Raw genomic sequence first — 23,264 nt, 5'->3', positions numbered from 1 at the left:
TTACCTCCGTTCTAATCGTTACCTGTGGCGTAGTACATGATATTTTCTTCGGTAACTTCATGGTTGTTTAAAATCGTTTTCAGTTCGCCCCTGAACATGACGCCGACCCGGTCTGCGACTCCTACCACCTCTTGCAAATCGGAGGATGAAATGATGACTGTTAATCCTTCATCTGAAAGTTTTCGGAGCAGGTGATAGATTTCCGATTTTGCTCCGACATCGATGCCGCGCGTCGGTTCATCCAGCAAAAGCACCTGCGGCCCAATTGATAATGCTCTTCCTAAAATCACTTTCTGCTGGTTGCCTCCGGACAAATGTTCGATGTGTGTATGGACGGAAGCGGTTTTCACTCCTAAATCGGCTATGATCTTTTCAACAACTTCCTCTTCTTTTTTCCGGTTCACCAATCCGAGCAAGGACTTCCGGGACCGGACGCCCAGAACAGCATTTTCAAACACGGATAAATGGCCGATGATCCCTTCGGATTTCCTTTCAGCAGGAATCAGGGTGACTCCCCTTTTCAATGCTTCTACCGGACTTTGGCAAGGGTACGATTCTCCAGCCAAATCAATCTGTCCGTCGGATTCCATGTCGCCTACCAGCGCCCGCAGAATTTCACTTCTTCCGCAGCCCACCAATCCTGAAAAAACGAAGATCTCTCCTTTTCGGATATTGATATCCAAAGCTTTGTTGGCGGAGTTCTTTATTTTCAGCTCTTTGATGCAGACCATGACATTCGCGTGCTGCGCTTGTTTTTTATTTGGAAAAAGATTCGACAATTCTCTTCCAACCATCGACGATATAATCTCTTCTTCGGTCCAGTGCGGCGGGACAAGCCTAGTTATATAATGGGAATCCCGCAGTACGATGATCTCATCGCATATCTTCAAGTATTCCTTCAATTTGTGTGAGATGAAAATGACGATATTGTCGTTTGCCTTGAACTCCTGCAGCAATTCGAACACTAAATCAGTCTGGTCGTCTGTCAACGAACTGGTTGCTTCATCCAAAAGCAGGATGGTGGGCTCTGTCGCCAAGGCTTTTGCTATAGACACCAATTGCTGCTGATCCGGGGATAACTTTCCGGCTTTTTCTTTCACATTCAGGTCCAGCCCGAGCTTGTTCAGATAAAAAGAAGTTTTTTTCTCTTTTTCCTTCCAGTTCACAAACCACTTTCCGCTTTCATTTACAATGACATTTTCCGCGATCGACAACTCTTCCACCAAAGACGGCTCTTGCGTTACCATGGCAATCTTTTGGCGCCGTGCACTTTTAATGGAGGTAATGGGTTCATTCCTGACTTTGACTTCACCTTCACTCGCTTTTTCGATTCCTGTCAAAAGCTTCAGCAGTGTGGATTTTCCTGAACCGTTTTCTCCTGCCAACCCAAGGATGGTCCCCCATTTGATTGAGAAGTTTATGCTTGAAAGCGCCTTGACTCCGGGATAGAATTTGGAGATGTTATTGAATTCAATCGCGTCTTCGCTTCTTTTCATCGCCTTCACTCCCATTGTTCCTTAGTCAGCTGATATTGAATTCAGCTCTTCTTCCCATGAAACAAAATCTTCCGTGTCTTTATTGACCATCGGAACCGGAATCACGATTTCTTTGGGCAACTCTTCCAGTTTTTTGCCTTCGTTAAGATGTTGGTTCAGGAAGTCGACTGCTTCAACGCCTGCTTTGATGGGATTCAAATTGAATGTCGCATGCACTTTTCCTTGTTCAATCGCTTCAATGCCACTTTTTTCAGCGTTCACGCCGATGATCATGACTCCTTTATCAGGGTCTTCTTCATATAAGGTTTTGTTGGCGTTTTTAATAGCCTGTGCCGCTCCAATTGCGGTCTCGTCATTGTAAGTGAAAACGGCCCGAACATTCGGATTTTTCGTGAGGATATTGGCCATGATTGGTGCTGCCCCGGCGATATTATCAGTCGGGTTGTCCTGTTGTTCCACCCATTTGAGGTTATCGTAGTTTTCCGTTTCTTCTTTGAACTTTGACATAACGAAGATATTTCCAGGCACCGGAATGGCCATGCCGATTCCTGCCACTTCCACTTCCTGGCCTTTGAATGTTTCAGCAAAAACCTTTGCCGCTTCTGTAGCGGAAGCACCCCGGTCAAAGATCACCTGGCTTGTCAGGTTATAGCCCTCCCCGCCTTTAGCCACATTGAAATCCACACCAAGCACCGGGATGTTTTTGGCGATTGCGCGGTCAAGCGCCGGTTGGACGGTATTTGCATCCAGCGGCCACACGATGAGTGCATCCACATTTTGTGTCAGCAGATTATCGATGGTGCCCACTTGCTTGCTGGGATCCCCTTGACTATCGATGCCGATCACTTCAAATCCTTGTTTTTCTCCACTGGTTTTAATTGCTTCGTACCAATTTTTCACCGTATTGTTTGAACCCGCCGGGATGGATACGCCTATTTTCAGTGCATCGCTCCCTGAAGCAGTATTTTCAGATCCACAAGCCGACAGAATAAGCACCAGAATCATACAGGTAGCAACGAAAAAGTGTCTTTTGTTTTTCATAAGCTGGCCACTCCCCACGTTTCAATTTGTGTTGTGTTAAAAAATGAGCCGGCAAACCACTATAGGTGAAAACATTCGCCAGCTCATCCTTATTCAACTGGTCAGACCGTCTGTCTCAGCTTTTGAGTTTTTTCCATATCCACCGTACCCCGTTGCGCGTCCGTGAATGCCACTTTATATTGTTCCAGCGCCACCTGTTCCGATACGTAACCGCATCTCACATCAAATGCCACTTGTTCAACCTTTCGATCTGCCGGATTGCCGTAGCCTCCGCCTCCGCCAGCCAATTGTTTGTACACGGTTTGTTTAGGAATGTCGGAAATCAGGTCTTTGACATGGCCCACATATTTTCCATCGTTCGGATAAAGCAGTTCGATTGTATTGATGCTTCCAGGCTTCCCGCCCAATATGCCCGGTGCTCGTGTGTCTTCTGTGCCGCCGTCACCAAAAATGCTGGCTTGGCCGCCATCGTCCAAGAAAGTGAAAGTTGTTTCTACACCCAGGCCGCCCCGCCATTGTCCGGCACCGGCAGAATCTTGGCTGTATTCATATTTCGTCAGGAAAACCGGATTAACCATTTCAAACATTTCGGGATCTTGGGCAGCCAAAGCCCCCCCGGAAGCGATCAATCCGATATGATCGTATCCGTCTGTTCCATAAGTGCCGCCGCTTCCGCCTTTCGTGCCATTCAATAAAATATCCACATACGGCATCTGTCGTCTGGAATCATAGCCATTTACAATGGCACACAATAAAGTATTCCAGCCTGCGGTGATTCGTTCAGGAAGCGCCTCCTGCAGGGCCAGCATGATCACTGAACATACCTGGTCGCTCAAATGGTTTCCGAAACCTGTGGCAGCAGGGTACTTGGGATTGAGCATGGTTCCTTCAGGGACTTTCAGCGTAATGCATCGCTGAACAGCCTCGTTGTGAGCGATTTCCTGCTCGCTCAACATGAAGAACGTAATCATCACGGAAGAGAGCGTGACAGGATACGGCGCGTTCACGTACCCTTTTGTTTGAGGGGAAGTCCCTTCAAAATCAAAGGTGATGTGTTCATCGTCCACTTGTATGTCGACTTTGATGATCATCTCCGCGTTATGGTCATGGCCATCGTCTCGAACTTTCCATGACGCTTTGTAATTGCCGTTAGGCATGCCTTTGATGATTTTCTTCGCCATCTTTTCAGTAGAGTTAAAGATCTCTTCGACAGCCTCATAAATCACCTGTTTTGAATATTGTTCAAACAACACTTTCAATTCTCTTTCACCAACCGTGCAGCCTCCCACCATCGCATGGATGTCATCCCCGACCACCGGCAACCTGACGTTCCCGATGACCAGATCCCACACATCATACCGGAGCTTCCCTTTTTCATAGATTTTCAGCGGGGGAATCCGCAAGCCCTCCTGCCATAAATCGGTGGCGTTCGGATTATAGGAGCCTGGAACCGCGCCCCCGACATCCGCCTGGTGAGCTGTGATAACAGTCCAAGCCACACATTCGTCATTATAAAAAACAGGTTTCAGCACTTTCCAGTCCGAGTTTTGGTTGCCCCCGGTAAACGGATCGTTATGGAGGAAGACATCCCCTTCATAAACGTCATCTCCAAAATATTTCACCACTTCTTTGACGCCTGGACTCGCCGCATATCCAAGAATCGGGATGTATTCTGTCTGCTCGATCAAGTTCCCTTGGAAATCATAAATTCCCAATGAAAAGTCTCGTCCTTCCACAAGCAAAGGGGAATGCGCACTTCGTTCAATGACAACCCCCATCTGGCGTCCAATGGCTTTCAAACGGTTTGACAATATTGAGACTAGGATTTGATCCATACTTTTTCCTCCTCATGTGCTTGAAGTGCATGGGCTGAATCTCTGATGATGAAGTTGCCGTGTTTGTTCAAATCGACATTGAAACCGGTTGGCACTACAATCGTCGTCGTCGTCAACTCAATAATTGCCGGTCCTTGTAGAGCGGCTCCCGCTTTCATCATTTCACCATCGTAAACATCCGTTTCGAGCAATTGTTTCGTCACCGGATCAAAGACCTTGCGTGTGTTTTTCGGCTGGACTTCCTCATTTTCGCCCACTTCGTCTATTGTCTGCGCTTTGAATTCCGATTGTTTGCCTTTGCATGTCAGTCGGATATTCATGATTTCAAGATCACTGTTCAGTAAGCTGAAGCCAAAGAGCCTTTCATGTCCAGCGTGGAATTTGCCAGCGACTTCCGCTTTGTTGTCATTGCTCATATCTTCTTCATCAATTTCAATGGTCACTTCATAGTGCTGGCCAAGATATCTCATATCCAATCCGTAGACCAACGCACTTTCTTCCTCTTTCACGCCTTCATTCGACAAGGCTTTCAGTCCAAGCGCTCTGTCTTCACTCAACACGTCCATGATTTCGTCCAAGCTCGCAGACTTCCAGTTTTTGTTGTAGGTTTTCACGTAATCATGTCGCAGGTTGGATGCGAGCATCCCTACCGCACAAAGCACTGAAGAGAATTTAGGGACGATGATTTCCTTGATGTCCAGTTCTTTTGCAATCATGGCTGCATGCACCGGACCGGCGCCTCCAGCTACTATCAGTGGGAATGAACGGGGATCATGGCCCTGCAGGACGGTCGCTTCCTTGATGCCGTTTGCCATATTCAGATTGGAGATTTCATAAATTCCGAGTGCCGCCTCTTCAATGCTCAACCCGAGCGGTTTGGCCACATGTTCCGACACCGCTTGCCGTGCTTTTTCCAGGTTCAGCGAAATGCCCCCACCCAGGAAAAAATCAGGGTTCAGATAGCCCAACACCAGATCGGCATCAGAACATGTTGGCAATTCACCGCCGCGGTCATAACATGCAGGACCAGGAACGGCTGTAGCGCTTTGCGGTCCGACTTTCAATAAGCCTCCGTCATCAATCCACGCTATGCTTCCTCCACCGGAACCGATTGTATGAATATCCGCCATCGGCAAGGAAATGAGGTTGCGTTTTACTTCTCCCTCTTTTTTGATGCTTACTTCTCCTTTGTCGATGATGGAAGCTTCAAAAGAGGTCCCTCCCATATCGACGACAATGGCGTCATTGAACCCGCTCGTTTTGGCAAACACACTGCCCGCTACCGGTCCTCCTGCAGGTCCGGATAACACCGTAGTCGCCGGGACTTCAACCACATTCAGCGGATTAGTTACCCCACCATTGGACTGCATGATTAGCAGTTCACCCTCAAAATGGAGGCTGCGCAATTTATCGACAAGGTGGCCGATATAATTTTTAAGGATAGGGCCGACATACGAATTCATCGCAACCGTACTTACGCGGTTATAAAGTCTCACAACAGATGCCACATCCGTGGAAATCGATACGAATGCATCCGGCATCAATTCCTCTACGTATTGCTTCGCCAACAGCTCATTTTGGGGATTGGCATAAGAATGCATAAAGCAAATGGCGACAGAGGAAATCCCTTCTTCCTTGAACAGCTCGACCGCATTTTTCAAATCTTCTTTGGTGACTTCAGTCAAAACCTTTCCATCCAGGTGCGTTCTTTCTTTTGCCCCGTATATCAAGTGTCTAGGAACCAAAGGTTTCGGAGCTGCATATTTATTATCGTAAAGGTGTTCCTTGCTACGTACGCCACGGCGCATTTGTAGAACATCCCTGAAACCTTCTGTTGTGATCAAACCGGTTTTAGCTCCTTTGTCAGTTAAAACCGCATTGGTTGTTACGGTCGTTCCATGAACGATCAAACCGGTCTGCTCCAATAGCTGCTGAGCAGTCAGATTGAATTTTGCAGCAATGTTGCCGATACCGGTCAGCACGCCTTCCGATGGATCATGGGGTGTTGTCAATACCTTTTCAACCAACTGCTGGTCGTTTTCGGAATTCAAGAATAGAAAGTCAGTGAAAGTACCGCCAACGTCAATGCCCATTGTAAATTTTGACATAATGTAATCCCCCTTAAAGTTTAATGATGTCGTATGTGCCTCGGCTGAGTGATTCCGCTCCATCTTTCGTAATGATAAAAACATCAGCAATACTGACCCCATATTGCTCCTGCTTGTCTGAATAATTCGGATGCACACTAACAACCATATCTTCTTCGAACAAGCTTGTATCGTCGTCCGTCAAAATCGGCAAATCATGATCCACGCCAATTCCGTGCCCATGCCAGATTCCCATGTTCACATCCAGTTTCTCCGTATGTTTGTAGATGATTTTCGCTACGGTATTGATCGGAATGCCCGGCTTCAACGTCTGCTGAATTTCTTTGATAGCGTTTACACAAGACTGTGCAAGCTTCATTTCTTCCTCGGAAACCTCACCCACTGTGAACAATCCGGCTTTTTCGACCCAATAGCCGTTTTCATCAATCAGTTCCACGTATGCGGTCACTAATGAGTTGTTCGTGATTTTTTCAGAAGTAGGCTTTCTTAAGAAGTAAGGCCCTTCTTCTACGAAAATCAAAGTGTCGATGGCGCCTTTTGCACGCGCAACTTTTTCAATGTCGGCAGCGATTTCTGCGGAAGTTCTTCCAGGTCTGATGGCGGTCTTGAATTCATCAAAGCTTTCAAGGGCTAACGCATAAGATTGGCGAATTCCTTCTTGCTCGTCGGGAGACTTAATGCCTTTGATTTTTTCGATATTTCGGGTGATATCTAACACCTCGGCATCCACCAGATTTTTCAACATGGAACTTTGGCTGCTGCTCATCATCGATTCAAGTCCAACAACCCCTACTTTTTTCGGTTCATACGAGTTGATCAGTTCCCCAATCTGTTGATACAAATCAGCTTCTGAGTGAATGACGTCCCCTGTCCCCAGGAACCTCGCGTCATCAACAAATCCCATCTTTTTCGCTAAATAACTATCTGCTCTTGTAGTGTAATAAGCAATCGGTTTCTGTCCCTTGGCATAAACGATGAAACCCGGTCTGAGAATTGGATAATATCCGCCAAAATAATAAAGGAATCCATATTGAGTGATAATCCCTTTCCCATAGACAACGACAACGTCCAACTTTTCAGTTTCCATTAATGAATCCAGTTGATTCCATCGATATTTTACAGCATTTTTTTCATTGTAAGTTTCCACCATGTTATTCGTCATTTCGCTCTCCCCTTCGCTAATTTAATGACATCAATGTAATGAATTTTGTATTTCCTGATTTTACAGAAAATTCTGTACATCGATTTGACTACAATGTATGATAGAAGAATATTAAAGTCAATAAAGTTTCATGTAAAAAAAACTTACAAGAATTTTTTCGCCTTCATTAATCTTATTTGAGTAAAATATTAAGGGGAGATTTTATGGAACTGTTCACTAAATTGAAAGATTTTGAATTGCAGTCGGTGCCTCTGCAGATTGCAACTGCAATCCAAAAGCAAATATACAAGCAGGATTTGAAACCCGGTGATCGTTTACCGAAACAAGAAGAACTGGCAGATTTCTTTGCGGTAAGTAGACCTACCATTAGAGAAGCACTGGACTTATTAATTGAGTCCCAGTTGATACAAAGGGAATCTCCAAAATCTAAAAGCTATGTCATCGCCAACTTCCATCCAGATAAAGCATTAAAAAGTGTACAAGACATTATATTACTATCATTAACTTTCAATACCTTAACTAAGTGGGAACTCTTTGCAATCAGAGAAATGATTGAAATTCCTTGTGCAGCATTAGCAGCGAAAAACCGAACTGAAGAAGATATACAGGAATTGGAGAGGTTGCTGCCAACTTCAGAGATTCTCAACAAGAGTGTCCCGGAAATTTTTGAGGCGGATGCCAGATTCCACATCAAGCTGGCCGAGTGCACCCGGAATCCATTAGCTAAGACCTTAGTAGAATCTTTGGTCTATGCATACTTCAAATTGGACATTTTTATCAGCGAAGCTGAGAAGCACTCTATAATAGATGGATTACCAGAACTTTTCGAAGCAATAAAAAACGGAGATGAAGAAGAGTCAGTAAAGAAAATGAAGGAGCATATGGACCATTTCAAGTACTATCACAAAAACTGAGGGTGGTATTTGGGTTAATCGCTGCTTCAACGTAAAATCAATCTTTTTATCTCCATTTCAAATTCATTAATATGCAAAAAGGACTTCCCGCTTTTGTGGGAAGTCCTTTACTTTCTAACCTATTTCATTCCGATGGAATCAGATTTTGCAATTGCTTTTTCCACTTCTTTACCGAGCACTTCAATGCAGATACGGATGCTGTTCTTCAGATCCTCATGCGACCAGCTCGGTATCTTGCCGTGCTGAATCGCCAGTTCATGGGAAGCCGGGATGTGGATGAATCCGGAAGGGATTAGGCGGTCCTGTGCTTTCGCGTAGCGGAGCCCTTCATACATGACGTTATTGCAGAGATACGTGCCGGCGGTATTGGATACTTCTGCCGGGAAGCCTTTCTCCTGCAGCTTGTTGACCATGGCGCGGATTGGCAGTGTGGAGAAATAAGCAGGTACACTGCCTTCGGCAATCGGTTCGTCTACAGGAATATGCCCTTCATTGTCGGCATCGCCGTCTTTGACATTGACAGCAACGCGTTCAGGCGTGATCTTGTAGCGGCCGCCTGCCAAGCCGAGCGAAATGACCGCATCGGGACGTGTGTCCTCGATATGCGCTAACAGCTCCTTGCCTGACGAATTGAAATCGACGGACATGATCCTCCCCACGATTTTGTATCCGCCAATCGTTTGACCGTCGAGTTCTTCAACAATCTTCATCGTCGGATTCACCGTGAATTTCAGGAATGGTTCGAAACCGGTCAGCAATAGTTTTTTCATGATTGGTCCTCCTCCAGCTCAAACTCGGCAGGATGCAGGTTTTGCTCAAGGATAATCTTCAGCCCCCACACTCCTAGCTGATAGGCATCAGCAAGTTTGCCCTTTTGTTTCCTTTGGTTATACCATATTTTACAGCGCCTTCACCAGTCCGTCGTCCGCGAGCAGGGTCTGTCCCGTTACGTAAGTGTTTGTACCTGTCTAGTAGATTTTTGCAGATGGGCCGGCCGCTCATCATTTACTCGTATCTACTGTATTCCCTTGTGTTCCTGGGATTTCGAATCGTTCTATAGAGTACTCACGTGATGCTGTTGATGCTTATCTGCAATCTTAATACATTAATTTATATATGGAAGCACGGTAAAAAGACTCCCTGTTCAAAGGGAGTCTGAGTGTCTTCAATGTCAGAGCCACAACCGAAACAATCCTTCATTAACTCCCAGGTTATACATATAATACAACCCGAACGCGGCGCTCAACAGCCCAGCGAACTGGATCAACGGCTTGTTGACTGATGCCTTGTTCTTGCTCATGACGAACGGGATGCCGATGACGGTGTTGAACAGGAGCATGCTGACGATCGTCCCGAAGCCGAATACCAGGATATAGCCCGCTCCCTGCCAGATGCTGTCGACGGTGCTCATCGTCAGGAGGATCATGGCGGCGCTGCCGGCAAGGCCGTGGATAAAGCCCATGAACAAGGGCTTGCGGTAATGGAATTTGCCGCCTGCTCCCGCTTCCGTTTGGCGGTGTGTCCCTTTCTTATGCAGGATTGCCGCCACGCCGAAATAGACGAGCATGATGCCGACGAGGAACTCGAGGCTCATCGCCCATTTGTCGGTGATGCTGATTTTGAGAACAATGAGAAGCAAACCGGTCACGAGCAGTGTGCTGGTGTGTCCGATGCCCCAAAAGACGCCGACCAGCGACGATTTCCAGAGCTTTTTGCTTTCACTTGCCAGCGTCGAGACGCCGATGATGTGGTCAGGCTCGAGCGCATGTTTGATGCCAAGGACAAAGCCGATGGCCAGGATGGACCATAGATTTAACTCGCCCATGCTTATAACCCCACGTCGCTGTATTTCAGCCCGAACTGTGCGCCTGCTTCTTTCTGCACTTCAAGGAACACATCGCGCAGCGGAACGCCATGCGAGATTGCCGCTCGTTTCACGTCTTCAAATTCCGGCGACAGCTTGAGGATTTCGCCTTCGAGCATGCCGACTTTTACCGTAACCGGGCCGTATGCTGTGTCGACGGCCTTGAAATCGCGCTCGAGGATGCGGCGCGTCCACTCCGTCTTGCGGACGCCGAATGTGCTCGTTTCGCGCAGCAGGATGTCTTCGAGCTTAAAGGCGTGCTCCGGCTTCGCGAGGACGGTTATGAGCGTGCCGGGGCGGCTTTTCTTCATGGCGACCGGCGTGTAATAGACGTCAAGCGCCCCTTCTGCAAGCAGCTTTTCCATGACATAGCCGAGCGTTTCGCCGGTTGTGTCGTCGAGCTGGCATTCGAGGACGGAGATCTTCTCGCGTGCTGCAGCCGGCTCTTCGTTGAAGAGGACCGCCCGGATGACGTTCGGGTGTTCGAAATTCTTTTTGCCCGCGCCATAGCCGATGTTCTCAATGGCAAGCGCCGGCAGCTGGCCGTATTCGCTGGCCAGCGCTTTGACGAATGCTGCGCCGGTCGGCGTTGTCAGTTCGCCGCGCACATGGAAGTCCGCGAGCGGCACGCCTTTCAGGATTTCGGCAGTCGCCGGAGCCGGGATCGGGTAGAGGCCGTGGGCGATCATGATCTTACCGTGGCCGGTCGGAACCGGTGAAGAGATGATGCGGTCGACGGCCAGGCTTTCAATCGCCAGGCAGACGCCGATGATGTCGATGATCGAGTCCATGCCGCCCACTTCGTGGAAATGCACTTCTTCCGGGTCCATGCCGTGGATCTTCCCTTCGGCTTCCGCGATGACGCCGAACACCGCCAGGCTCCGCTGTTTGACGCGCGGCGCAAGGCTGCTGTCCCGGATCATCCCGAGGATGGTCGATGCTTTCCGGTGCGAATGCGAATGGTGGCCGTCGTCGTGTGCATGCTCGTGGCCGTGCTCGTCGAGGTGGCTGTGCGAGTGGCTGTGGGAATGTGTATGGCTATGGCCGTGGTCGTGCGAATGATCATCTAAATGGGCATGCGAATGGCTGTGCCCGTGCGAATGGCCCACGCCGTGTTCATGGGAGTGCCCATCGCCTTCCGACTCTTCAAACTGCAGGTCGAGCAGTTTGGCGGAGATGCCGCGCTTGTCGACTTGTTTGACGTTCAGGGTGAACGGGTCGATCGGCAGTTTTTTCAGTTCATCGCTGATATAGGCGATGTCCGCTCCCAGGTCGATGAGCGCTGACAGCGTCATGTCGCCCGAGATGCCGGACTGGCAGTCAAGATATAGGACTTTCATGGTGGACCCCCTCGGAAACTAGTTTCATAATCATGGCAGCCTGGTAGGCGGCGCCGAAGCCGTTGTCGATGTTGACGACGCTCATGCCGGATGCACACGAGCTCATCATGGCGAGGAGCGGTGTGATGCCTTCGAGATGCGCCCCGTAGCCGATGGATGTCGGGACGGCGATGACCGGACGCTCGACGAGGCCGCCGACGACGCTCGGAAGCGCCCCTTCCATCCCGGCGACGACGATCAGTACGCTCGCCCGGGTGATTTCATCGCGGTACGCAAGCAGCCGGTCGATGCCGGCGACGCCGACGTCATAAAGCCGCCGGACATTGCAGCCCATCCATTCCGCGGTAAGGGCCGCTTCTTCCGCCACAAAAAGGTCGGACGTGCCGGCAGCCAGCACCATCACCTGCCCGCCGAATGCCAGTTCCGGCTTGCCCACTGTCAGGATGCGGGAGATCCGGTCGTATTCGGCTTCCGGAAACAATCCCAGCAGATGCTCCGCTTTTTCAGCATCCAGGCGGGTCACCATGACCTTTCCGTGCCGGTCGATCAGTTTGCCCATGATCGGTCCGATGTGTTCGATGGCTTTGCCTTCCCCGTAGATGACTTCCGGGAAGCCCTGCCGTTTTTCTCTGTCGTAATCCACTTTGCTGAAACCCAAGTCTTCGAAATTCTCCATGTTCTCACCTGCTGTCTTAGTCTTGGAAAAAGGCTCCGTGCGCCCATTCCAGAATGCTTCTTGGCATAGAAACGAACCCGTCCCATCCAGGACGGGTCCGCAAGGGTCAGTTCGCTTCCGCTTCGAGCTGTTCGTCGCTCAGCACTTCGTTCATGCTGCCTGTGCGGTAGCCGCGGAGGTCGATGGAAATGTACTTGAATCCGAGTGAAGTCAGTTTCAATAGGATCGGTTCGCGGTGCTCTAAGAGCCCGGCCATCTCTTCCGCTGCCACTTCGATGCGGGCGGTGTGTTCATGATGGCGGACGCGGACCATGCCGAACCCGAGCTTGCCGATGAATTTCTCCGCTTCGTCGACTTGGCGGATCTTCTCCTTGTCGAGGCGGATGCCATACGGGATGCGGGACGCCAGGCTGCACGATGCCGGTTTGTTCCATACCGGAAGCGCCAGTTCTTTCGACAGTTCACGCACTTCGCGCTTGTAGAGATCTGCTTCCTGCAGGACGCTGCGCGCGCCTGCTTCCGTGCGTGCACGGAGGCCGGGTCTGAAATCGTCCAGGTCGTCCATGATCATGCCATCGAGCACGTAATCGTAGCCCAGTTTTTCAGCCAGCCCGTTCAGGTGGCTGTATAGGAGCTTCTTGCTGTGGTACCAGCTGTCCGGCGTATTCGCCGCGACGCCTTCGTCTTCAAGTTCCTTGATCTCAGCCTCCAGGACGTTCGCCCCGAGCTCTTTTGCCAAATTAACGGCACCTGCGAATTCCTCTTTGCGGAACAATTCCGATGCCACAACGACGGCAAGGACGTTGTCGTTTCCGAGTTCCTGTTGCGCGCGCTTTAATACAAGTGCGCTGTCCACGCCGCCGGAGAAGGCGACGATGACGCGGTTCATGCCTTTCAGGATTTCACCGAGCTTGTTGTTCTTTTCGATAGTGGTTGTCATAACTTCCGCCTCGTTTCGTTTTAGTTTATTCGACCGTTACGGTTTCTTCGACATACGGGATGGTCAATGGGCCAAGCGGCAGCACCGCGATGGTCATGTCTTCGCCGTATTTCTTCTTCAATTCTTCGATAGTCGCTTCAATGTCGTGCGTCGGCTTGAGCATGGTGCTCTCCACCTGTTCGTCGGTCAGCTTCGAGTAGACGAAGACGTCCGCCCATACCTGGATGACGGCCTGTTTCTGCACCTGCCACTGGTCGAACAGCTTGAAGTCCGGATTGTTGATCATGTCGAGCAGCTCCTGCGGCGAATTCGCCATCTCGAAGATTTTCGAATAATTGCCGTGGTCCGGCAGCCCATCCGAGCATTCGGAGGCGATGATGATCGAGCCGCCTTTTTTAACGATCTTATGCGCGGCGCTCATGCCTTTGACTGCCTGGTACAGGTTCTGGTCAAGCGGATAGCCCGAATTGGACGCGATGACGACGTCAAAGCGCTCGTCGCAGCGGAGCATCGCGTGCTCTTTGGCAAACGCGCAGCCCCGGTCGTGCGCTTCAAAAAGTTCGCCGGCGAAGATGGCCGTGATGTCCTTCTCTCGGTTCAGTGTCACGTTGAGCATGAAATCCGGCTTGCACATGCCGTTGATCTCGCGCGTCATATCCTGTACCGGGTTGTCGACCATATTGCCCCAAGTTGCGAGCGGGTCGCCGATCATCCGGGCATTGTGGAACGTCATAATGGTCTCGATGCCCGCGATGCCCGGCATCATGCCTTTCGGTCCGCCGGAAAAGCCCGCAAAGAAATGGGGTTCAATGAAACCGGTGACGATTTTGAAGTCCGATTCGACGTAATCCTTGTTCAGGTAGACATCACAGCCGAAGCGGCTGTGGCCGACTTTGATCAGTGTTTCCTTGTCGTGGCAATGGTTGTTGACGATGCGGATGTTGTCGACCACCCATTCGCCGAGCATGCCCACGAATTCCTCGCGGGTCTGGTCGCGGTGGGTGCCGGTGCCGTTGATGATGACAAAATTTTCATGCGGCACGTGGTCCAATTCCTCAATCAGCGCCGGCACCAGGATGTGGTTAGGCGTCGGGCGCGTGATATCGGAGATGACGATCGATACGATGTCCGTCGCCTTCACGGATTCACGGAGCGGCTTCGAATTGATCGGATTGCGGAGCGCTTCCCGGATCGCTTCACGGTCATTTTCCATTTTCGGCAGATTTTTCGGTTCGATGACAAATGCATTGTCGGGAAGATCCAACATGATGCCGTCTTTTCCATAGAGCAGTTCTGTTTTCATACGGGATGCCTCGCTTTGCCGGTAGATTTTGTTCAGGTGCAAAATAACACGTGATCCCCCTATCGGAAATAGGGGGATGACAGGTTCTTTAATTGTCGATGACTTCTTTGGTCTTCACGTTTCTTGGTGCAGCTTCCACTTCATCCACCCGGCCGTCAATGCCTCTTTTACGCTGGTAACGGTCCATCAGGATTACCCCGATCGGGCACAGCAATGCAGTGGTGATGGTCGAGATGGAGATCTGGGCGGTTGCGATAGGCACGATGCTTTCAAGCTGTGCATATTCCGCTGCCGACATCGCGCCTGAACTTACGGCTACCGCAGCGGCTGCCAGGATCGCTGCAGGCGTCGCTGCCGCATTTCCGGCTGTCGAAGATTCCGCCACCGGTGCGATAAAGCTTTTTTCCTTGAAGATCTTGAATGCCAGTATGCCAAGAGCTGCTGTTACAAAGAATGTCAGGAATGCAAGCGCAAGGCCGCCAGCCAGAACTTCCGGATTGAAGAAGTTGGCCAGGTTCATGCCGGCTCCGAGGGCGAACGCGAAGAACGGAATCGTGATCGTTTCACCCGGCTTCAGGAATTCGCGGATTTTCGGATCCAAGTTCCCCAGAAGCATGCCGATTGCAAGCGGCAGCAAGACCGCGATGAACGAGATGACCGGGAACGCAGTACCCATCAGGCCAAGCGCCACCAAGGTGAAGAACGGGCCATCGTTAAGCGACAGGATCGACAAGCCGCCGACATCCGAACGGTTGCCGTATTGTCCCGTCAATGCCGCATAAAGTCCGCCGTTGCTGTTGGTCATGCCGGCGATGATGGCGAGTGTCGAAAGGCCGAGGAGGCCGTGCCATGGATCGAAGAAGAAACCGAACGCCACCCCGACAACGACGCCGCCAAGGTATTTGGAGCCGGTCAAAATCGCTCCTTTTTTCAGCGCCTTGGCACCGACTTTCATATTCATCTGGCTCCCGATGGAGAACAGGAACAGAGCAATCAGCACCAGGGCACCGTCTTTGAACAATTCCTGGGAGAATCCGCCAATCCGAAGGAATTCATAAAATCCGTCTTCGGTCGGTGCCGCACCCAGCCACTTCAGGATGCTTTGGACAAACGGCAAATGAAGCTGGTCAATTGTATTCAATGTGGCGCCAAGCAGCAACGGAACGACCATCAGGCCGCCGGGAACTTTTTCAATGGTATCTTTGATGTTCATACTTCTAACCTCCCTTTAATGTGTGTGTTTTGGTAAAAATATGCACGAACAACCTGTTCGGCACTGGATTCCAGCAATTCCTCGGCCCTTTCAAAGGCTTCGGCTAAAGTCATGGGCCCGTTGACGATGCTGTGTATGCTAACCACGCCGTGCTTATGCAGGACGCCCGCCCCTTCTCCGACACTTCCTGCCAGGATGATGGTCGGGACGTTTTGGCTGCCGGCCCGCTGCGCCACCCCGAGCGGCGTCTTGCCGAAAGCCGTCTGGCGGTCGACCTGCCCTTCCCCGGTAATGACCAGATCTGTGCCTGCCAGTTTCTGATCGAGCTGGATATAATCCAGAACGACATCGACGCCCCGTTTCACGGTCACCGGGAAGAACGCCTGGAACGCGCCGCCGATGCCCCCGGCAGCGCCTGCACCGGCCAAATCGTGCAGCCGGATACCGGTCGCTTCCAATATCCGGTCCGCCCAGTGGACAAGGTTCCGGTCAAGCAGCTCCACCTGTTCCAGATCCGCCCCTTTCTGCGGCCCGAAGACGTGCGACGCCCCGTCCGGGCCGATCAGCGGGTTCTGCACATCCGAAGCAATGATGAATGTGCTTTCGCTGATGCGTGCATCAAGCGAGCCGGTATCGATCCGGCTGACATCCGAAAGCGCCCCTCCGCCAAAGCCGATTTCATCGCCTTCGGAATCGAGGATGTTGAGGCCGAGCGCCTGCAGCATCCCGGCGCCCCCGTCATTGGTGGCAGAACCGCCAAGGCCGACGATAAAGTTTGTAAACCCGTCGTCAAGTGCATGGCGGATCAATTCGCCCGTTCCGTAAGTGGTGGCTTTCAGTGGAGAAAGTCCATTTTCCGGAACCAGGTGCAGGCCGGATGCTGATGCCATTTCCACCACACACGTCTTGCCGTCCCCCAATATGCCATAAGCGGCTTCGGCAGGCTGGTTCAACGGGCCGGTTACTTCCACCCTCCGGATCTTTCCGCCGGTCGCAGCCACCAGCGTCTCCATGGTACCTTCCCCGCCGTCGCCGATCGGAAGCTGGACGGTCTCCGCTTCCGGAAATGCTTTGAGAATGCCTCTATTGATTGCGCTTGCCGCTTGGACAGCGGTCAAGCTTCCCTTGAATGAATCAGGTGCTATGATGATTTTCATCGAATCCCCCCTCCGGAAGCGCTTTCATAAACATAGTCTAAATTATAAGAATATTGACTCGATTCGTCTATGGCTGTACCATCTAAAGATATATGTTACTGAACCGTTTTTGTTGTGCATGTTAACTAAAAAAGGAGATCATTTATGCAAATGCTTACCAAGAAAATCGCGAATGAAATCGTCCGGGAGACTTCTCTCCGTCTTCACCGCAACGTCAATATCATGAATACCGAAGGGATTATCCTTTCGGCTATGGACAAGTCAAGGATCGGGGCAATCCACGAAGGGGCTTTGAAAGTATTGGAAACAAAAAAAATGCTCGTGATCCACGAAGGCGAGGAACTGAAAGGCGCACAGCCGGGCATCAACCTGCCCATCGTCTTCCAGGACCATATTATCGGAGTAATCGGCATTACAGGCGTGCCTGCTGAACTGGAGGAAATCGGCGAACTGGTCAAGATGACCACGGAGCTGATGATCAAACAGGCATTCATGGATTCCCAGATGGAATGGCAGCAGCGTACAAAGGAAACCGTGGTCGATCAATTGCTGAAAAGGTCGCCCTCGTTCACCTCCGTCCAGGAGAACCTCGGCTTGCTCGGCTTCACGCTGACACCGCCCTTCACATCGGTCATCGTCCAGATAGCGGAACGTTCAGCCGCCAACCGCACCATCATCCAGGCAATTGAAGGGATGCTCGGACAACAGCGGGCGCTGGTCAGCTTTATCAATGTCAATCGCCTGTTCATCGGCTTGAATGGCATCGAAGGGAATGAAGCAGACGAGGCGATCCAGGCGCTTCAAGAGCTGCTGAAAAAACTGGATGTCCGTTTCCGGATGGCTTACAGCCTTCCTTTTCATCATCTTCATCAATTCAATCAATCTTATAAAGACTGCGAAATCGCACTCGCGATCAGCGGAAAGGATAAAGAATGCGTCTCTTTTTCCCATATCGAAGTGAAATCCCTGTTTTACCAAGTGGATGCCGACATCGCCGACCGTTTTGCCCACCGGGTACTGAAGAATTTCGATGAAGCGAAAGCCGAGACGCTGGGTGCCTTTTTCGCCAACAACTTGAACATCCAGCAGACTGCGGACGCCCTGTACCTCCACCGCAATACCTTGATCTACCGGTTGAAGAAAATTGTCGAAGATACAGGCCATGACCCGAAGAACTTCGAGGATGCCCTGATTCTGCAAGTTGCGCTTTGGATTTTTCAGAAAGAGCAGCGGGATTAAAATCCTTAATACTATTAATAAGGAAACAAATGAAAAAAGGGCTTCCCAGTTTCCCGGGAAGCCCTTTCGCTTTTCTATTTCTGCAGCCGCTCAACAAACTCGTTGAGCCGCTCCAATCCATTGATGTTGCTGTTGCAGGTTTCATTGTCCAGACAGACGTAATTGCCGCGTTTGACGAACTGGTCCTGCCCGGAGCTTTTCGTTTTCGCCGTGAACAGGCCGACTTCGCTGTGGCGGTTGCAGATTGTGCAGACGCCTTTTTTATGGCTGCGCGTCATCGTGCCGTGGATGCCTTCAAAGCGGCCGTCCTTTTCGGCGACGAGGTACATCAGCGTCGAGCTTTCGGTCCAGGCGATGTAGGAGAGCTTCTTGAAATCGAGCGCCTCCAGCTTCGGCCCTTTCAGTTTTTTCGCTTTCGGGAACAGCTTCTTGAGGCTTTGTTCCGTCACGGTTTTGAAAGGGATGACGTAAGGTTGGAGTTGTTCCAGGAACGCCTCCGCTTCAGCGGTCTCCTTCACTTTGGCGAGCGGATTGAGCACCGCTTTCTGCTCTTCGGTAAGCTGGGGGAACAGCTTGAAGACCTTCTCGTGCGCCAAGTGGCGGAGCACGTTCAGCACTTCGGCGTCGTTTCCGGTCGCCTGCCCCGAGACGAGGATGCCCGCCTGTTCCTTGATAAAATTGAATTGGTCATTGCGGATGAACGCCTCCGGAAGATCCGTTGCGTTCCCGGTTCTGCCGGATGATTCTTTGACATGGATCATATGCTACACTCCTTATTCGTTGGGTTGTACGGAATATATAGAAGCAAGCCGTGTATCGGCGCATCCATGCGGGCGATGGGTCATTTCAAGTCTGCCCCACACAAATTATCGCCTTCCCGGATACCAGGCTTTGCATGAGTGAGTGCTGACGCTGACAATAGATTTTTGATTGCCACCTTATACCACCACCTTTAACGTTCTGTTAGGTCTAATGATACTTGATATCGAGGCCGTTTTCCATTGAAGGGATTAGCGGCTGAGCACCGGATTCCCTTTTTGACCGGCCCATAAATCGCTCGCTTCGATTGCGGTGGCGAGCCCGAGCAGCCGGTGCTCTTCGCCTTTTTGCGCCATGAACTGGACGCCGATCGGCAGGCCGGCATCCGACACATGGACGGGAAGGGATACCGCAGGCTGCCCTGTCAGGTTCGCAAGCTGCGTATACGGCGTATACGTCAAGCTCGGCAGGAACATCTCATAGATTATGTCCTGCTGGCGCTGCATCGTGCCGGCTTTCGCCCATTGCTCGAGGAGCGCCCCCTTCGATTCGGCGGAATGCGTCAGTTCGCCGATCTTCGGCGCCGTGAACGCGGTCGCCGGCGTCAAGTAGAAGTCATACGTGCGGTGCAGCGAAGCCATCTTGGCCGCGGCTGCGTCCCACGAAGCAAGGCTCGCAGAATAATCAGCTGCTGACACGTTCCTGCCGGCTTCACTGAGGAGCCACGATTCGATCTCCATATCGTACGCCGTCATCGGGCGCCCCATCGCGTTTTCAAGGGTCCGCGTGAGGAGCGCCATCTCGCCGCTGTTCATCAAGTAATAGTCCTGCATGAGCCGGACGCCGTCAATGCCGTTGTGGACCTCTTCCACTTCATGCCCGGCGTCGATGAGCCAGCACACAGTTTTCTGCAGCGCTCTTTTCGCATCTTCGGACACCGGCGTGCCGACGGGCGACTCCAGCGTAAAAGCGATTTTCAGCCCCGTTTCCGGAACTTTCAACGCGTCCGTATATTTCCCGGGAAATAGCGGCGCCTGGAACGCGGCTTCCGGCTGGACCGTCTGCAGTATATCAAGCAATGTTGCACTGTCACGTACCGTGCGGGTCAGGGCAAAATCGATCGATGCCCCTTGCCACTGCCTCCCGGCGCCGGGCCCGACCGGTGTCCGGCCGCGGGTCGGCTTCAATCCGAACAGGCCTGTGAACGATGCGGGGATGCGGATCGAGCCTCCCCCGTCGCTTGCTCCGGCAAACGGCACGATGCCGGATGCCACCGCTGCAGCCGCGCCGCCGCTTGAGCCGCCCGGCGAGAATTCTGGGTTCCACGGGTTGCGGGAAGCACCGTACAGTTCGGGTTCACTGATGTTCTTCAAGCCGAATTCCGGCGTGTTCGTGTGCCCGACAACCGAAACGCCCGACGATTTCAATTTCGAAACGAAATGGGAATCGTGCTTTGCAACAGAACCTTCCAGCAGCTTGGAACCCGCAGTCAACGGCTCGCCTTCAAAGGACTGCGAAATGTTCTTCAACGCCATCGGCACGCCGGCAAAAGGACCGGCTTTATTGGCATCCAGCTCTCTCATCGCCGCTTCCTGCCGTGTGGACGTGAATGCGTTCACTTTAGGGTTCAATTCTTTCAGCCGTTCGAAGCTCAGCGCGAGCAGTTCGGCCGCAGTCGTCTCTTTTTTCGCGATTCCCTCCGCCATCGCAGTAGCGTCGAGTGTCAGGTATGTAGGTAAATCCATGGGTTCCTCCAGTCCGGCCAATCGCTGGCCTGTATGGTGCATACCGGAATTGTATCATTGCAGGCGCCCGGAAGAAAATCGATTCTGGGAATAAAATTCCATAACTGGTAGAATGGAAGGAGTTCTTTGGAAAACCGACTTAAGGAGTGAATCTATGAAACAGACAGCGGCCACCGCTTTGATCAGCATCGCGATCCTCACTTTGATCGGGATCACCGGTTTCCTGTTCATCCAGAATGGGGCGTCGGAAGAGGAGGAGCGCCCTGCAGCAGCCGGCGAGGCGAAGAGCCGAATCCAGCCGGCGGTGTTCGACGGCGTCGGCACCATCGAGGAGCCGTCCGGCACGATGAACGAAGCCAAGCTGCAGTTCTTCCTCCATGAAATGACGCACAGCAAGGTCTATGCCGAGGACAAATGGGGCGAAGCGCGGCCGATCAGCCAGGAAAACATCGACCGCCTGCTTGAGGTCGTCGAAGCGAGCGACTTCAAGGACCGGGCGTATTACCGCCGGACGCTTGAGGAATGGCGGGACGGCGACTTCGTGAATGCCGTCGATGTCCACAACAAGATTTGGCACCTCCACGGCGGCACGATCGGCAAGGCCACCCGGCTGATGACCCAGGAGGAAGAAGCCGCTTATATCCAAGCCCATTTTTCACAGTGAAGGAGCTCTGCCGCGCAGGGCTTTTTCCTTTTGCTACGCGTATCAGCTGAGCGTGCTCCCTCCTTTTCCCGCGGCTCTAAAAAGAAGTTGACAAGCTCAGGGAACAGGCGTATTTTTTAGCTTATCACCAAACAAATTCAACAACCTTTAAAATCGCTGAATCGTTTTACGAGCGGGGGAACCATTTCCGATAGCTGCAGCTATCTCGGGGTGAATCTTATTTGTGTAAGAAGGGATACTCTTGGTCCCTAATCCGACAGCTAACTCCGCAAGCGTTGAAACTGTAAAGAGGAAGGCCATAGGGAACCCCTAAGACCGTTCTATTTGGAATGGTCTTTTTTAATTCTTCCATTCCGGCGGCAGCGGCCAAGGCGAAAATTTCTGTGAAAGAAGGACACTCATATCATGAGAAAGCTCACCAAAAAGAAAATCAAGATTTCACCTCCGCTCCTGATCTCGGGCAGCTTTCTGCTCCTGATCTTTGTGGGGACGCTGTTGCTGAAATTGCCCGCCGCCACGACCGTGCCGATTTCCTGGACCGACGCCATCTTCGTCGCCACGTCGGCGACGACGGTGACGGGATTGAGCGTTTTCGACCCCGGGTCGGTTTTGACCGGCTTCGGGGAAGGCGTCCTGCTCGTGCTGATCCAGTTCGGGGGCATCGGGCTCATGGCGTTCGCCATGGCCGTCCTGATGATGTTCCGGAAAAAAATCGGCCTCCAAAACCGGCTTTATTTGAAGGAAGCGTATTCCCAGTACTCGTTCGGCGGCATCATCCGGCTGGTCAAGTACATCCTGATCTTCGCGTTCACCGCCGAAGGCATCGGGATTGTTGCCCTGACGTTGTACTGGATTCCGGAGTACGGGCTTGCGGATGCCCTGCACCTCAGCATCTTCCATGTCATTTCCGCATTCAACAACGCCGGGTTCTCGCTGTTTCCGGACAATCTCGTCGGCCAGCAAAGCGATCCGTTTGTCCTTCTGCTGCTGTCAACCCTGTTCATCGTCGGAGGCATCGGCTTCACGGTCGTGGTCGACGTCTTTCAAAAAAAGGGCTTCCGCCACTGGTCCCTCCATACGAAATTGATGATCACTGGGACGGTGCTCGTCAACTTTCTGGCGACTGTGCTGGTGTTGGTGCTGGAGTATGACAATTCCGAAACGATCGGCAAGCTGCCGCTGTTCGATAAGCTCTTTGTATCCTATTTCACCGGCGTGACGCCCCGGACCGCCGGATTCAACGTCGTCGACTATGGCGCGATGGAAGACCCGACGCTGTTGCTGACGATGATTCTGATGTTTATCGGCGCCGGCAGTGCGTCCACCGCTTCCGGCATCAAGCTGACGACGTTTATCGTGGTCGTGCTGGCGACGATTTCGTTCCTGCGGTCCGAGCGCGAACCGGAAATTTTCGGCCGCACCCTCCGCATCGAGATCATCCTGCGGTCCCTGGCGATTACCGCGATCAGCGTGTTGACCGTCTGGCTGTTCCTATTTTTGCTGGCCGTCACCGAAGATATCCCGTTCCTGCCGCTCGCGTTTGAAGTCGTGTCTGCGTTCGGGACGGTCGGCCTGTCGATGGGCATCACCGGCGAATTGAGCAGCATTGGCGAGCTGCTGGTGAGCGTTCTCATGTTCATCGGCCGGATCGGCCCGCTCACCTTGTTCTTCCTGCTCGTGAAACCTAAGAAAGAGCATTACCGCTATCCGTACGACCAGGTGTTTACGGGTTGAAGAAGCGGCTATACGGTCTGCCTGTATTACTTGATGCCTCTGCCCTTTTCGGAGCAGGGGCATTTTCATAAAAA

General features: G+C 51.7%; 19 protein-coding genes and 1 riboswitch. Of the genes, 4 read left to right on the top strand and 15 right to left on the bottom strand.

Translation table 11 applies throughout. The annotated features are described in order from the left end of the window. Window positions 1-11 precede the first annotated feature (11 nt). From ACFSDB_RS00840 to ACFSDB_RS00820, 5 genes are all read right to left on the bottom strand, one after another. Window positions 12-1,496 carry a sugar ABC transporter ATP-binding protein gene (locus ACFSDB_RS00840; RefSeq protein WP_204891530.1) on the bottom strand — a complete coding sequence of 495 codons (1,485 nt, stop codon included), beginning with the start codon at window positions 1,494-1,496 and terminating at the stop codon, window positions 12-14. A 21-nt stretch (window positions 1,497-1,517) separates the two neighbouring features. Then, window positions 1,518-2,537, bottom strand: a complete 1,020-nt coding sequence (locus ACFSDB_RS00835) for a sugar ABC transporter substrate-binding protein (protein ID WP_204891531.1) — start codon at window positions 2,535-2,537, stop codon at window positions 1,518-1,520. Window positions 2,538-2,638: 101 nt separating this feature from the next. After that, window positions 2,639-4,372 (bottom strand): hydantoinase B/oxoprolinase family protein, encoded by a 1,734-nt coding sequence (locus tag ACFSDB_RS00830; protein WP_204891532.1) that lies wholly within the window; start codon window positions 4,370-4,372, stop codon window positions 2,639-2,641. Further along, entirely contained in the window at window positions 4,357-6,480 is a 2,124-nt protein-coding gene (locus ACFSDB_RS00825; protein WP_204891533.1) for a hydantoinase/oxoprolinase family protein, read from the bottom strand. The genes ACFSDB_RS00830 and ACFSDB_RS00825 overlap by 16 nt, the downstream gene beginning before the upstream one ends. A 13-nt stretch (window positions 6,481-6,493) precedes the next feature. Then, on the bottom strand, window positions 6,494-7,642 hold the full coding sequence (locus tag ACFSDB_RS00820; RefSeq protein ID WP_377338771.1) for a M24 family metallopeptidase: 1,149 nt from the start codon (window positions 7,640-7,642) through the stop codon (window positions 6,494-6,496). Between the two features lie 203 nt (window positions 7,643-7,845). On the opposite strand from ACFSDB_RS00820, the gene ACFSDB_RS00815 reads away from it, so the two are divergent. After that, window positions 7,846-8,556, top strand: coding sequence for a FadR/GntR family transcriptional regulator (locus ACFSDB_RS00815; RefSeq protein WP_204891534.1), 711 nt, complete (start codon window positions 7,846-7,848; stop codon window positions 8,554-8,556). A gap of 119 nt (window positions 8,557-8,675) precedes the next feature. Here ACFSDB_RS00815 and pcp read toward each other — a convergent pair whose 3' ends face one another. The 8 genes from pcp to ACFSDB_RS00775 form a co-directional block, all read right to left on the bottom strand. Further along, on the bottom strand, window positions 8,676-9,326 hold the full coding sequence (gene pcp / locus ACFSDB_RS00810; protein ID WP_204891535.1) for a pyroglutamyl-peptidase I: 651 nt from the start codon (window positions 9,324-9,326) through the stop codon (window positions 8,676-8,678). Between the two features lie 401 nt (window positions 9,327-9,727). After that, window positions 9,728-10,381, bottom strand: a complete 654-nt coding sequence (locus tag ACFSDB_RS00805; protein WP_204891536.1) for an urease accessory protein UreH domain-containing protein — start codon at window positions 10,379-10,381, stop codon at window positions 9,728-9,730. 2 nt (window positions 10,382-10,383) lie between these two features. Further along, a complete protein-coding gene (larC, locus tag ACFSDB_RS00800; protein WP_204891537.1) occupies window positions 10,384-11,760 on the bottom strand; it encodes a nickel pincer cofactor biosynthesis protein LarC in 1,377 nt (458 codons plus the stop codon). Then, a complete protein-coding gene (gene larB, locus ACFSDB_RS00795) occupies window positions 11,741-12,436 on the bottom strand; it encodes a nickel pincer cofactor biosynthesis protein LarB (RefSeq protein ID WP_204891538.1) in 696 nt (231 codons plus the stop codon). The genes larC and larB overlap by 20 nt, the downstream gene beginning before the upstream one ends. Before the next feature lie 106 nt (window positions 12,437-12,542). Beyond that, entirely contained in the window at window positions 12,543-13,376 is an 834-nt protein-coding gene (gene larE, locus ACFSDB_RS00790; protein ID WP_204891539.1) for an ATP-dependent sacrificial sulfur transferase LarE, read from the bottom strand. Window positions 13,377-13,401: 25 nt separating this feature from the next. Beyond that, a complete protein-coding gene (gene larA / locus ACFSDB_RS00785; RefSeq protein WP_204891540.1) occupies window positions 13,402-14,679 on the bottom strand; it encodes a nickel-dependent lactate racemase in 1,278 nt (425 codons plus the stop codon). Between the two features lie 88 nt (window positions 14,680-14,767). Next, window positions 14,768-15,892, bottom strand: a complete 1,125-nt coding sequence (locus tag ACFSDB_RS00780; protein WP_204891541.1) for a 2-keto-3-deoxygluconate permease — start codon at window positions 15,890-15,892, stop codon at window positions 14,768-14,770. Then, window positions 15,889-17,049, bottom strand: coding sequence for a glycerate kinase (locus tag ACFSDB_RS00775; RefSeq protein WP_204891542.1), 1,161 nt, complete (start codon window positions 17,047-17,049; stop codon window positions 15,889-15,891). Before ACFSDB_RS00775 ends, ACFSDB_RS00780 begins: the two co-directional genes overlap by 4 nt. Window positions 17,050-17,193: 144 nt before the next feature. Between ACFSDB_RS00775 and ACFSDB_RS00770 the strand changes: the two genes are divergently transcribed. Continuing rightward, a complete protein-coding gene (locus ACFSDB_RS00770) occupies window positions 17,194-18,288 on the top strand; it encodes a CdaR family transcriptional regulator (RefSeq protein WP_204891543.1) in 1,095 nt (364 codons plus the stop codon). Between the two features lie 74 nt (window positions 18,289-18,362). On the opposite strand, the gene ACFSDB_RS00765 is transcribed toward ACFSDB_RS00770, so the two are convergent. Next, window positions 18,363-19,049 carry a FusB/FusC family EF-G-binding protein gene (locus ACFSDB_RS00765; RefSeq protein ID WP_204891544.1) on the bottom strand — a complete coding sequence of 229 codons (687 nt, stop codon included), beginning with the start codon at window positions 19,047-19,049 and terminating at the stop codon, window positions 18,363-18,365. A 249-nt stretch (window positions 19,050-19,298) separates the two neighbouring features. After that, entirely contained in the window at window positions 19,299-20,792 is a 1,494-nt protein-coding gene (locus ACFSDB_RS00760; RefSeq protein WP_204891545.1) for an amidase, read from the bottom strand. A 154-nt stretch (window positions 20,793-20,946) separates the two neighbouring features. Between ACFSDB_RS00760 and ACFSDB_RS00755 the strand changes: the two genes are divergently transcribed. Both ACFSDB_RS00755 and ACFSDB_RS00750 read left to right on the top strand, forming a co-directional pair. After that, on the top strand, window positions 20,947-21,456 hold the full coding sequence (locus ACFSDB_RS00755; RefSeq protein WP_204891546.1) for a DUF6241 domain-containing protein: 510 nt from the start codon (window positions 20,947-20,949) through the stop codon (window positions 21,454-21,456). Between the two features lie 144 nt (window positions 21,457-21,600). Continuing rightward, a riboswitch (cyclic di-AMP (ydaO/yuaA leader) is annotated at window positions 21,601-21,746 on the top strand. A 115-nt stretch (window positions 21,747-21,861) separates the two neighbouring features. After that, a complete protein-coding gene (locus tag ACFSDB_RS00750; protein ID WP_204891547.1) occupies window positions 21,862-23,190 on the top strand; it encodes a TrkH family potassium uptake protein in 1,329 nt (442 codons plus the stop codon). Window positions 23,191-23,264: the final 74 nt, after the last annotated feature.

The organism is Planococcus chinensis (assembly GCF_042681545.1).
GTDB lineage: Bacteria > Bacillota > Bacilli > Bacillales_A > Planococcaceae > Planococcus > Planococcus chinensis.
This window is presented reverse-complemented; position numbering and strand designations above follow the sequence as displayed.